Annotated in this window: 4 protein-coding genes; all 4 read right to left on the minus strand. The window is 41.7% G+C overall.

Annotated features, from left to right (window positions below):
- Positions 1 to 14 precede the first annotated feature (14 nt).
- Positions 15 to 1,193 (minus strand): 2-isopropylmalate synthase, encoded by a 1,179-nt coding sequence (locus H6G92_RS06975; RefSeq protein WP_190892181.1) that lies wholly within the window; start codon positions 1,191 to 1,193, stop codon positions 15 to 17.
- A gap of 97 nt (positions 1,194 to 1,290) precedes the next feature.
- Complete coding sequence (locus H6G92_RS06980) at positions 1,291 to 9,087, minus strand: non-ribosomal peptide synthetase (RefSeq protein ID WP_190892183.1); 7,797 nt, start codon at positions 9,085 to 9,087, stop codon at positions 1,291 to 1,293.
- A 74-nt stretch (positions 9,088 to 9,161) separates the two neighbouring features.
- Entirely contained in the window at positions 9,162 to 10,436 is a 1,275-nt protein-coding gene (locus tag H6G92_RS06985) for a valine--pyruvate transaminase (protein ID WP_190892185.1), read from the minus strand.
- A 26-nt stretch (positions 10,437 to 10,462) separates the two neighbouring features.
- Complete coding sequence (locus H6G92_RS06990; protein WP_190892187.1) at positions 10,463 to 13,672, minus strand: non-ribosomal peptide synthetase; 3,210 nt, start codon at positions 13,670 to 13,672, stop codon at positions 10,463 to 10,465.
- Positions 13,673 to 13,687: the final 15 nt, after the last annotated feature.

Here is a 13,687-nt window from a genome sequence, read left to right on the forward strand (position 1 = left end):
CGCGATCGCACGGATTAATTAAAAGCCCCATTTTTCCATAACTCCAACACTTCGTTTGCTGTAAAATAGCGTTCTTCTTCAATAGCAAGAGATTTGATTGCGGAGCGCATTTTCTCATATTGCTCTCTAGATTGGGGATTGTGGAGTTGTTTTTCAAACAGATATTGGAAATTACTAGCTCCACTCCATTTGCCGAAAATAACGTCTATAGTGCTGTGAGCAAAAGCATCATAGCTTTTGGAGTCAGACAACAAAGAATTGATATGAACACCCGTTTCATGCCTTTGAGCACCTTGAGAGTAAGGACGAGCGGGACGAACTCCTAATTGATCAATGTAATCAGTTACTGCTGCGATCGCATCATAATTAATTCCACTGACTTCAATTCCAAAGCGGACTCGCAACCCATTTAACACCTGCTCAATGGCAACATTTCCGGCTCGCTCTCCAATCCCGCAAAAAGTACCCGATATTAAAGTCGCTCCCGCCATCAGGGACTGGAGGGTATTTTCGAGAGCCATACCCATATCATTGTGGTAGTGTACACCCAATGCTACTCCTGTAGTAGATTGGAGCAGGTCATTAAGCCAGACATAGCTCTTTTCTGGAGTGAGAATTCCCACTGTATCACAGAGGACAAAGTGTTCGATATAAGGACTAAAAGAGCGGATACATTGCACTAAAAAGTCAAAATCGGCTCTTGAGGTGTCCTCGCCTGCAAAGTCTACGGTGAGTCCCGCAACCTTTGTGGCATAGTGCAAATTTTCGACAATTGAATCAATAGCATTTTGGCGAATTCTATCGATTACTTTGGCTGGGATGTCATCATCAATGGTTTTTCCTTGAAACTCGCTCATCAAACGGATCTGAGGATCTCTCAAAAAGAGTAGTCGGTCAGAAAGCGCATAGATCATGACGATTCGCTTAATACCGCAGTCTTTTACTTGATCAATGAACTTCTTGTTCATTAAGGTAGCCGAAAAAATCAGACCATCCAATCCTTTTGATATTAATGTTTTAGCTAGTTCAGTTTCTTGCTCACAGATAAAGGGCATAACGTCGATGCCATGAACCCCCGTCTGGGCAATTAAATAGGCAAGTTGATGTTTAGTTGGATAAGAGAAGAAAACGCCCGCTTGTTGTTCTCCATCGCGCAGGGTATCATCGTAAATTTTGATAGGAAGGGTTTCCATTGTTTTATACTCCTTAAAAAAGAAAACATTCAGATTTCGTTTGACAAAAGACTACTGCTGTAATTGGCAATTGATCCTTTTCCAGGTCATACTTGCGTCACAGTTCAATCTCCTCTTCGTCTGAGTTTAAAGGTTGCATATCTGCGGTGGAGGCATTAATCCAAATGCAGGTATCGAGATAATTTGCTAATTCAGTGAGGGTGGGATACTCAAATACCCTACGCAGAGGTAGTTCTACTTTGAATATGTCGCGGATGCGGTAGCACAGTTGAGTGGCTAATAAAGAATGACCCCCCAAGTCGAAGAAGTTATCATGGCGGGCGATTGCTGCATATTTAAGCAGCTTCGCCCACAATTGGGCCAGCAATTTTTCTGTCGAGGTTACAGGTAATTCAATGTCTGTTGATAAAACGGTTGCATTTGGTGCAGGTAAAGCTTTCCGGTCTACTTTTCCATTTGGTGTTAGTGGTAGTTTTTCTAAGACAGTGAAATGGCTAGGAATCATATAATCAGGGAGAGTTTTTCCGAGAAATTCCCGCCATTCGGCGAATATTGTTGGATCAACTTGATTGGTGCGATATTGCAACGGTTGATTTGCGTAATCTTGCCAAGGTTTGAGTCGTAAATTTTCCCCTTGAGTAAATCGTGGCAATGTAACTTGTCCGGGGATATTTCGTTGAAAAACAACATCGTAATTAGCAAACCCTGTGGAACTGTATTGGATAAAAAGGGTATAAGGTAAATCTCCCGCTATTCGGAACACTTCGGGTTCTATCCCCGGTTTGGCTTGGGCAATTGCGGCTTTTAAATCTGAAACAGTACTATCTAATTGGGCAATTTCTTCTAACAGCGCCATTTCTGAGGTTAGACGAGCATTCGGAATATTGTTAATGCGTAACAAATCCGGTTGCTGAGTTGTTAAAATTCTTCCTATTGTTTCCAAATTCAGCTTTTCACCTTGCCAATCTAAGCATTGTGGTTCGGCAACGGGAGTATCTGTCTGATCTAGGTGTAAAACAACGTCATAACGAAAACGACTCATTTCCGTTTGAGCATAACCCCGTTGTAATTGAATTTGCACCTGAGTAATCCGAGGAATTCTTTGTTTTAGGGCGATAAAGAAATCAGGATCAATTAGTAATTCGCCTTCGGTGTCAATGCTTTTTTTAATCTGTTGACGCAAGTCTCTAATTGACAGATCATCGGGGGCGCCATAAAACTCGACTGCGGTGTGAAAAGCTTCTAGTAGTTGAAGATTACGCACATCTCCAATAAAGATCGAACCCTGAGTTGTCACAGCTTTAACAACTCCCTCCAACACTTGTAAAAAGTAATCCAGAGAGGGAAAATACTGGATAACAGAATTGATGATTACCAAGTCATAAGCATTTGTCTCAATAGCATCAAATTGGTTAGCTGCACTGGTTTTTAAAGTAACTTTATCGTTAAGAGACTGCTGTTTGAGATGTTGTTCAATATACTGCAACGCTTCAAGTGAAAAATCTGTACCCAAATAATGCTGACAATGGGGCGCAATTTTAAACAACAACATCCCTGTCCCGCAACCGATTTCCCAGATCCGTTTGGGTTCAAGTTCCAAAATTTGGGCAACCGTTGTATCTCGCCATTCCCGCATCGCTGCTTGGGGAATGGGTTTTCCTGTGTAGCTATCATTCCAACCAGCTAGATTCAGAGTTGGATCATCGATTGGGGTTTGTTGCTGAGAATAGCTATCACTGAAAACTTGTTGCCATAATTCGACTTGTTCAACTTGCAGACTTTTATCTTCAAAGTCTTTATCTGTTGGTGTGGGTACAATATAAGCTAGCAAGCGTTGAGCGATCGCATCTTCTCTTTGTAAAATCACAACTGCTTGCTGAATTTTCGGGTGTTTGGCTAACAAGGCTTCAATTTCACCCAATTCAATCCGAAAGCCGCGCAGTTTTACTTGGTTGTCAATTCGCCCCAGATATTCTAAATTACCGTCAGGCAACCATCTGGCTAAATCTCCGGTTTTGTAGACTCGTTCTCGTTCGCCAAATAAGTCGAGTTCTATAAATTTTTCTGCTGTCAGTTCGGGACGGTTGAGATAGCCACGGGCTAAACCAGCACCCGCAATACAAAGTTCGCCAGGAATACCAGGAGGTAGGGGTTGGTTTTGGTTGTCCAAAATGTAAATACGTGCATTAGCAATTGGCTGTCCGATTAATAAATCGCCAATTAGATCGATTTTCCCAGTTGCTTCGTAGACACAACACCCCACAACCGCTTCTGTTGGCCCATATTCGTTGATCAAACGGGTATTGGGGGCATAAGTCAGCCACGGTCTTATCTGGTTGGTATGTAATGCCTCACCGCCTAAAACAAAGGCATTAACCCGATTTGGCATAGCATCAGCATTGAGTTGCTGATTTAGGATTTCCAGATGGGACGGTGTGATTTTGACAAGGGAGAGATGTTTGTTCTGTTTGACGATGTTTGCTAAAGCTTCAATTTCTTGTTTTTCTCTGACTAATGTGGTGGTACGCCCACAAATTAGAGGTAGGTAAAGAGAGGTAATGGTTGCATCAAAGCTAAGGGAAGACTGCACAGGTGTACCTTGCCCTTGCGCTACTGCATAAAAGTCTTTGGCCCAGTGCAAATAGTTAGTTAAACCACGGTGTAGTAGTTGTACACCTTTGGGTTGCCCAGTGGAGCCTGATGTGTAAATGACATAAGCTAAATCATTGGGTTGACTTTGGCAACTTGGGTTATCTGTAGATTGATTGGCAAAGTTATCTTTATCTAAACATAGTACCTTCGGTAGAGACGCGGTTAATCGCGTCTCTACTAGGGGGTGGGGGAGAGTTTCTTTATTTGCGATCGCTAATTTATCTTTGAGTTGACTATGGGTTAGCAAAACCCTTGCTCCACAGTCTTCGAGCATGAAATGAATGCGTTCTTGTGGGTAATTGGGGTCAATTGGTACATACGCCCCACCTGCTTTGAGGATACCAAACAAGCCAACAACCATTTCTGGCGATCGCTCTACGCAAATCGCTATCAATGGATTATCAGGTAATTGTTGCTCTGCTTTGAGTTCTAATAGAGAATACGCTAGCTGATTAGCTTTTTGGTTCAGTTCTTGATAACTCAGGCTTTGGTCTTCAAACACCACCGCAATGTTATCGGGCGTTTGTGCTGCTTGTTGTTCAAACAGAGTAACTAAAGTCTGATTTTTGGGATAATCGGTATTAGTTTTATTCCAAAGTTGCAGTTGTTGGATTTCTGCTGTTGTCATCAAGGGCAGCTTACTGACCATCTGCTGGGGATTTTCAGTGATTGCTTCCAGCAAGGCTTCAAAGTGTCCCGCCATGCGCCGAATGGTTTCTGCCTCAAATAAATCGGTGGCATATTCCCACATACAGCGTAGTTGACCATCCCTTTCGCAAAGGTCAAGTGTCAAGTCAAACTTGGCAAATGGATAATCTTGATCCAACCATTGAATATCAAGCCCTGGTAAACTAACATTTGTCCCCGCCCCTTCGGTGTTTTGCAACACGATCATCACTTGGAATAAGGGATTATGGCTCAAACTGCGCTCTGGTTGTAACTGTTCTACCAAATATTCAAAGGGAATATCTTGATGAGCATAAGCATCTAAGCAAGTTTGGCGAGTTTCTTGGAGTAACTGGCTAAATGCTTGCTCTGGCTTGATTTTGCTCCGTAATACCAATGTATTGACGAAAAAGCCAATTAACCCTTCTGTGTGGCTGTGGGTGCGGTTAGCGATCGCAGAACCAACACATAAATCCTCTTGACGGCTGTAACGCAATAGCAAAATATTAAAAGCCGTCAACAGGGTCATAAACAAACTAACCCCGTGTTTTTGACTGACGATTTTGAGTTTCTCAGTCAATTCGCCACTCAAACAATATTCCTCGCGCCCACCTTCGTAACTTTGTTGTGCTGGACGGGGATGATCGGTAGGCAAATCTAGCAATCGGGGAGCATCGCCTAGTTGTTGTTTCCAATAATTTTTCTGATTTTCTAAAATCTCTCCTTGTAACCAACTGCGCTGCCAAGCTGCATAATCGCTATACTGAATCGGCAACGGTGGCAAATTTGGAGCATCCCCCGCAGCAAAAGCTGAATAAGCCTGTTCCCATTCCCGCTTAAATACCCCCATTGACCAGCCATCACTAATAATGTGGTGCATATTCAAGAGCAGTACGTTTTTCTGTTCGCCCAGTTGCAGCAATTTCGCTTTGAACAGAGGGCCGGTATTTAAGTCAAAGGGTTCTTGGGCGTGGGTATCTGATAACCGTTGTACAGTTTCTGCTTGAGTTTGGGGATTAAGTGATTGTAAATCTGCGATTGCCAGTACTTCTATATCCTCTAGATTTTGGGCGACTACTTGCGGCTGTCCCTCCAAGGCTGGGAAATAGGTGCGTAAAATGGGATGGCGATCGAGGAGATAATCAAAGCTTGCACGTAACGCTTCTATATTCAACTTGCCTTCAAGTTGCAGAGCCGTTGACATATTGTAGGTAGCCGAGGTTCCAGTGCCTTCAAGTTGGGCTAAAAACCAGAGCCTCGATTGAGCAAAGGACAGAGTTTTAGGAGCATTTTCAGGTTGTGGTGTGATGGGAGGTAAAGCAATTACTGAAGATGCTTTGTCAATTTCTATTGCCAACTCAGATAAAATGCTTTGCTCAAATACCTTGCGGACAGGCAATTCCACTCCAAAACTGTCACGAATGCGGGTAACTAATTGGGTTGCTAACAGAGAATGTCCACCCAATTCAAAGAAGTTATCTTGGCGGCTAACGGACTTAGCTTTCAGGAGACTTTGCCATAAAGTCGCCAGCAGTTTTTCCGTTGGCGTGACTGGTATTTCAAAGTTAGTCGAAGTGACTGTATCTGGTGCTGGTAGCGCTCTGCGATCTAGCTTACCGTTAGGTGTAAGGGGCAACTGATCCAACACCATAATCTGGCTAGGAACCATATAATTCGGCAGGCGAATTTTCAGATAATCCTTGAGTTGACTGCCTAAATTGCTGGATTTTTCTGCCGCCGTAATATAACCAACTAACCTGGGATTATGATCAGTTTCGTATAAAATAACAACCGCTTCTTTAACTGAAGGGTGTTGCAATAATAGCGATTCAATTTCACCAAGCTCTATTCTGAAGCCCCGTAGTTTAATCTGATCGTCAATGCGACCGAGATACTCAAGGTTGCCATTATCTTCCCATCTTGCCAAGTCGCCAGTTTTATAAATTCGCTCAATTTTGCCAAATAATTCAACTTCAATGAATTTTTTGGCGGTTAAATCGGGACGGTTGAGATAGCCTCGTGCTAAACCAACGCCAGCAATGCATAATTCTCCAGGTATTCCTGGGGGTAATGGTTGATTGTGAGTATCCAAAATGTAGATGCGGACATTGGATAACGGTTTACCAATGGGTGGTTTTTTGCCATTAGGTTGACAAATGGCTATACTCGCACTAACTGTAGATTCCGTAGGGCCATAGCCATTGAATAAACGTCGCCCAGTTGCCCATTGTGCCACTAATTCTGCTGGGCAAGCTTCACCACCAACGCCTATAGTTTGCAAATCGGGTAAGGTCGCTTGAGGTAATACCGATAAAGCCGAAGGCGGTACAATAATGTGAGAAATTTTGCGATCGCCTAAAAAATCAACCAAGCCCTGACCGGGTAACAAAGTGTCTTTTTTAGCAAGATATAAACAAGCACCCGTGGCTAGAGTGGGAGCAATTTCAGCAACAGAAATATCAAAACTAAAAGAAGCAAACTGAAGAAAACGGCTTTGGGGTTGAACTTGCAAAGTGTTAGCTACAGAAGAAGCCAGATTAGTCAACCCTCGATGCTCAATCATCACCCCCTTGGGTCGTCCCGTCGAACCAGAAGTATAAATTACATACGCTAAATTATCAGGTGTACTTTTTGGACTGAGATTATCTATTAACGTCTCAGAAAAATCTGTCTGATCTAAACAAATTATCTGACAGGGATTTTCTAGTTGAGTTAGAGCTAATTTTTCTGTCAGGAAACTTTGGGTTAACAACACCGAAGTTCCACTATCTTGTAACATCCACTGAATCCGATCTTCTGGATAACTAGGGTCAATCGGCAGGTATGCACCACCTGCTTTGAGGATACCGAGTACACCAATAATCATTTCTAAAGACCGTTCAACGCAGATACCAATTAAGGTATCTGGCTGAATTTGGTGATTTTGAATTAGATAATGAGCGAGTTGGTTGGCTTTATGATTGAGTTGTTGGTAAGTTAAGCTTTGAGATTCAAAAACCAAGGCGAGATTATCAGGAGTTTTGGCGACTTGAGCTTCAAACAAGTCAACCAAAGTTTTATCGTCCGGGTAATCAGTTTGAGTTTGATTCCAGTTTTGCAGTTGCTGACGTTCAGCTTCTGTAATCAACGGTAGAGTATCGATGGGTTGTTGAGGATTATCGACAATTCGCTGAAGTAAAACTGCAAAATGTCCCGTCATCCGTTGAATAGTTTTAGCTGCAAACAAATCGGTTGCATATTCCCACTCTCCTATTAAACCTTGAGGAGTTTCGCGGAAAATCAGCGACAAATCAAGCAGAGTCGTTGTGTTTTCCCACTTGAAGGGGGTCAGAGTTAATCCATTGGTTTCTAGTTGCTGTTGGGTTTCATTTTGCAAGCTAAAAGCCACTTGAAATAGGGGATGATGAGAGAGCGATCGCTCTAAACCTAATTCATCGACTAGTTTCTCAAAGGGTAAATCTTGATGGTCATAAGCATCTAGAGTTGCTTGCTTCACCCGTTGCAGTAATTCTAAGAAAGTTGGATTTCCTTGCAGATTGGTACGTAAAGCTAGGGTGTTGACAAAAAATCCAATTAATGATTCTGTCTCTCGACGATTGCGATTAGCGATCGCAGAACCAACAACAATATCTTCCTGTCCACTGTAGCGCGACAGTAACAGCGTAAATACTGTCAGTAAAGTCATAAAGAGAGTGGTTCCTGATTCCTGGCTTAAACGCTTCAACTTCTGCGTTAAATCCTGATTCAGTTCTAAAAACTCACTACGCCCTCTGAAACTTTGAACTGATGGGCGGGGTCTATCTGTGGGCAATTCTAACAGGGGTGGAACTGCGGCTAATTGTTTTTGCCAGTAATTAAGTTGGGTTTCGAGTACCTCTCCCTGTAGCCATTGTCTTTGCCAGTGAGCGAAATCGGCATATTGCAGAGATAATTCGGGTAATGGAGACGTTTCTTTGGCGCAAAGTGCGCTATAAATGCTGAACAATTCACGCCTGAATATCTGCATTGACCAGCCATCACAAACAATATGATGGATGACGAGCAACAACAGATGAGATTGGTCAGTCAGTTGCAACAACTTTACCCGCAGTAAAGGAGGGTTTGATAAGTCAAATGGCTGTTGTAACTCTTCTGTCGCTAACTGCTGCGCTTTGCTTAACTGGTTCTCTTCCGTCAATTGTCGCCAATCTAGCACTTGCATCGTCAGTTGGGGATGAGCGTGAATCACCTGTATTGGTTCGCCATCGACAACTGCAAAACTAGTGCGTAAGACTTCATGACGTTGAACAACTTCTCTAAGAGCTTGTTCTAAAGCAGCTATATTCAGAAATCCACTAAGTTGCCAGAAAAAAGGGACATTATAGGCACAATTTTCGCCTTCTAGTTGGTCGAGAAACCACAGTCGAGCTTGTGCAAAAGAGAGAGGAAGAGATTGTTGTCTCGATGTGGGTGTTAGAAGTGGAGTTTTCCTATCATTATCCTGTCCAAATAGTTGCTGTTGCTTTTTTAGTTTTTGTAGGACTAATTCTCGTTTTTCTGGTGAAAGATTTTCAAGACGTTTTAGTAGATCGCTCATAATTTTATTCCTGACAATTATGTTGAAAATCACCTGACGATAATAATGAAATAGCGGTATATGAGTTCTTGAAACTACTGCGTTTGTTTGTAAACCTGTTGTATGACCTCGGCTAAACGTTCCATAGCAGTTTCGATTTGTTCATCGCTTGCTGTCAGGCTAATACGAATACATTGATGTTTGTGTGACCAATTTTCCTGTAACCCTGGAAAGAAAAACCTTCCAGCCACAACAATTACACCCACTTGCTTGAGTTTTTGGTATAAATCTAAGTCACTGATAGGTAAGTTATTGAACCACAACCAAGCAAACATTGCCCCCTCGCCCCAATGCAGAAACCAAGGTAAATCTTTGGGTATCTCTTGGTCAAGTTTGGCTTCGAGAAGTGAAATTTTATTTTTGTAAAAAGGTCTTATAACTTCTTTCGATATATATTCAATAGCACCAGAATTAATAGCACGAGCAGCGATCGCTTGCCCATAATGAGGAGGTTGGAGACATAGATTCGTCTGAAAAGATTGGAGAACTTGAATAATTTTAGAGTCCCCAATCGCAATGCCAATTCGCTCCCCTGGCAAACCCACTTTTGATAAACTCATGCAATGTACAATATTTTCACCAAACATGAGTGTCATATCCCTAAAATTTATTGCTGGAAAGGGGGGGCCATAGGCAGAATCTATGAACACGGGGATATTGTAGGGTTTAGCAAGAGCCGCAATTTTTTTGATTTCATCGTTAGATAAGATATTGCCTGTAGGATTACAGGGGCGAGAGAAGAGGATACAGCCCGTATTTGCTGTAATTGCTAGGTTGCTGAAATCAGGGTGATACTTGAACCTGTGAGCTTTGGTATCAATATCTAAAGCTGGTTTATACGAGATTAACGCCTCTGGTGCTAAACAGATTCCGTCGTAACCTGTGTATTCAGGACTCATTGGTAAAACAATTTGCTTTAAATCTCCGTTGCTTGTGTAGCCGCCAAAAGCATTAACAGCATAGAAATAAAGCATTTGACTACCAGGAGTAATCAAGATATTGCTTTCATTTAAAGAAAGTCCGTAGCGACGATTAAAATCGTTGGCGATCGCTTGAATTAATAGAATGTATCCCTGACTTGAACCATAACGACAAACTACTTCACCATACTCAGAACTAGCTAAAAGTTCTGCGGTACAGTCACGCCACATCTGCTCAACTTTTGGCAATAACACTGGATTTCCAGCACTTAAATTAATAAAATCTTGCTTTTGCTTGGTTTGTAGTGTTTCGATAATGTCTTTTGCGATGGCCTTAACACCTGTAAGACTCGACATTTGAACACCGATTTTAGATAAGTTGGGTATCATAAAGGTTATTGCATGACTTTTAATCATCAAAATAGTAATTGATGCGTTACCTCTTGTTCTGATAAATGCTCTACCTCTTGCAAAATACTTGCTAAATCATCATTCTCTGCTTGCTCAATTTGTTGATCGCTCACTTTTTCGGCGAGTTCAGCAATGGTGGGATTTTCAAATAAATAACGCAAAGCAAAATCTAGAGAAAAGACCTCTCTCAAGCGAGAAATAATTTGTGTAGCTAGTAAAGAATGTCCCCCTAACTCAAAAAAGTTATCGTGAATTCCCACCTGTTTGACTTTGAGAACTTCAACCCAAATCGTGGCTAATTCTTGTTCCGTAGATGTGCGAGGAGCAACAAAATCAACCTCTAGATTTCTTTGAGAAGTATCTGGGGCAGGCAAAGCACGGCGATTGATTTTACCATTGGGTGTTAAGGGAAATACTTCTAGAAATACGAAAGCCGTGGGAATCAGATAATCAGGCAGCTTTTTCTTGAGGAAGTTTCGCAGGGTGCTAGGCGTTGGCTGATTATTTTTGGTAATAAGATATGCCACTAAATACTTGTTCCCAGGTTCATCTTCCCGCACAATGGCAACGACTTGATTTATGTCAGAATGTTGAATTAAAATCGCTTCAATTTCTGCTAATTCAATGCGAAAACCGCGAATTTTTACTTGTGTATCAATTCGACCGATAAATTCCAGGTTTCCATCAGGAAGACGGCGGGCTAAATCTCCGGTTTTGTAAAGTCTATCTCCCTCAAAAAAAGGATTAAGAATAAATTTTTCACGGTTTAATGTTGGTTGATTTAAGTAACCTCCAGCAACACTCGCCCCACCCACATAAAGTTCCCCAGGAATGCCAATCGGAACTCTATGTAAATCTTTATCTAGTAGGTAAACTTTTCTGTCGCCGATGGGTTTCCCAATGGGAATTGAATGCACATTTTCAGCAAGTTGTTTGGGAATCGGGTAACAGCAGGTAAAAACTGTACATTCCGAAGGGCCATAGCCATTAATTATTTGCGTTTCCGGTAATAGTTTTAAGGCACGACGAACATGATCTACAGAAAGAGATTCTCCCCCAATGAGCAGTTGTTTAACTCCTGACAAACCTTGTGGTATTGTATCAATCATGAGATTGAAGAAGGCAGAAGTTAGCCAGAGGATATTAACTTTTTGTTCTTGGATGATGCGGCTTAAGCCTTCTGGTGTAGGAATTTTGTCTGGGTACAGCACACAACACCCCCCGTAAAGCAAGGGCGGCAAGAGTTCTAGGGTTGAGGCATCCCAGGAAATCGATGAATGTTGTAGCCAAATTTGTTCTGCATCAAGGTGAATATAATCAACCCCAAACATAAATCCAATGAAGCTACAATGGGGAACTTTTGTTCCTTTTGGTGTTCCTGTTGAACCAGAGGTATAAATGATATAAGCTAAGTTTTCTGGATTAACTTCGCTATGTAAATTGTCTTCTTTGTATTGGGCAATGATTTTCCAATCTGAGTCAAGATTAACCACAGTTTGATTATTGATTGGGAGCCTATCTTGCAAATGAGTTTGCGTTAGTAAGATGGGTGTCTGTACATCTTCCATCATGAACGCCAGTCTTTCTGAAGGGTAAGCTGGATCTAGAGGGATGTATGCTCCACCCGCTTTGAGGATAGCCAGTATTCCTACCACCATTTCTAGCGATCGCTCTACACAAATTCCCACCCGGACTTTGGGTTTAACTCCCAGTGATTGTAAATAATGGGCTAATTGATTAGCACGATTATTTAGTTCTCGATAAGTTAAATTTTGTTGCTTATATACAATTGCTACTGCATCAGGAGTTTTTTCTACCTGCTGTTCAAATAAAATATGAATACATTTGTAATTAATAGAATCTATTTTTTGCTGATTTTCTAGCAGAATCAATTGATATTCTTCATCTGCGCTGAGTAAAGATAATTGGGAAATATTCCGTTGTAAATCAACTGACATTCCTGTTAGCAATGTTTGGAAATGTCCAATCATGCGGGCAATTGTCTGTTCCTCGAAGCGGCTAGTATCATAAACAATTCTGCCAGACAATTGTAAAGCAGGATTAATAACTACAGTCAAAGGATAATTTGTGCGTTCAAAACAACTAATATGACTAATTTCTAAAGTTTTTTTGGTTTCCTGTTTAGCAGAATCTAGCGGATAATTTTCAAATACTAAAATACTTTCAAATAATGGCATTCCTGGAGGAATATCACTGAGTTTTTGAATTTCTGCTAGGGAACAATAAGCATACTGTTGCTGTTCTAATGCTTGGGTTTGTAATTGCTTGAGCCAGGGTAATAATTCTGTCTTATTTGTAACTTTCACCCTGATCGGAAGAGTATTGATAAATAGCCCTACCATCGAGTCTACTTGCTCAAGGGTTGGTGGACGACCGGATACAGTCGCACCAAAGACCACATCGCTTTCCCCACTGTAGCGTGACATTAGTAACGCCCATGCTCCCTGCACCAAATTATTCAAAGTTAAATGGTACTGTCGCGCTGCATATTGCAATTTTTCAGTTACCGTTTGAGATAATTGAAAACGTTGTTCATTATATGTTTCCAGTCCCCTGTTCCCTCCCAAAAAAGTAGGAGTTTCAAAACCCTGGAGAGTTGTTTGCCAAAAGTTCTTTGCTTGATCGATATCCTGTTGCTGTAACCACTCAATATATTCTCGATAGGGGCGAACAGACTGGAGGCGTAAATGTTCGCCTCGCTGATGTGCTTCATAAAAAGCTAAAACTTCTTTGAGGATAATCTGCATCGACCAGCCATCAAAGAGGATATGATGATGGCTCCAGATAAATTGGTAGGTTTCCTCCCCTAACTGGATGATAGTGAAGCGCATCAGGGGAGCAACATCCAGTTCAAATCCTTTTTGGCGATCGCATTTCAAAAAATCCTCTAGATGCTGTTGTTGTTCATCGGGCGTGAAATTCCGCCAGTCCAGTTTTTCCCACGGAAGATCCACTTGCTTACTCACCATTTGCAAGGGCTTTTCTATCTCTTCCCAATAAAAGGAACTGCGTAAAATTGGGTGTCGTGCAACAACCTGTTCCCAAGCTTGCTGGAAGGCAATAAAATTTAATTCTCCAGAGAGGATGCAAAGCAACTGCTCAAAATAAACTTCCGATTCTGGCGCATAAAGGGTATGAAACAGCATCCCCTGTTGCATGGGCGAAAGTTCATAAAGATCATCGATATTGTTCATGAAACTACCTCTGAG

This window comes from Nostoc foliaceum FACHB-393, assembly GCF_014698505.1.
GTDB classification, from domain to species: Bacteria; Cyanobacteriota; Cyanobacteriia; order Cyanobacteriales; family Nostocaceae; genus Nostoc; species Nostoc foliaceum_A.

Bases quoted from the DNA above. Each gene is read 5' to 3' on its own strand.
- H6G92_RS06975 (WP_190892181.1), bottom strand. From the start codon at position 1,193: ATGGAAACCCTTCCTATCAAAATTTACGATGATACCCTGCGCGATGGA.
- H6G92_RS06990 (WP_190892187.1), bottom strand. From the start codon at position 13,672: ATGAACAATATCGATGATCTTTATGAACTTTCGCCCATGCAACAGGGG.
- H6G92_RS06980 (WP_190892183.1), bottom strand. From the start codon at position 9,087: ATGAGCGATCTACTAAAACGTCTTGAAAATCTTTCACCAGAAAAACGA.
- H6G92_RS06985 (WP_190892185.1), bottom strand. From the start codon at position 10,436: ATGATACCCAACTTATCTAAAATCGGTGTTCAAATGTCGAGTCTTACA.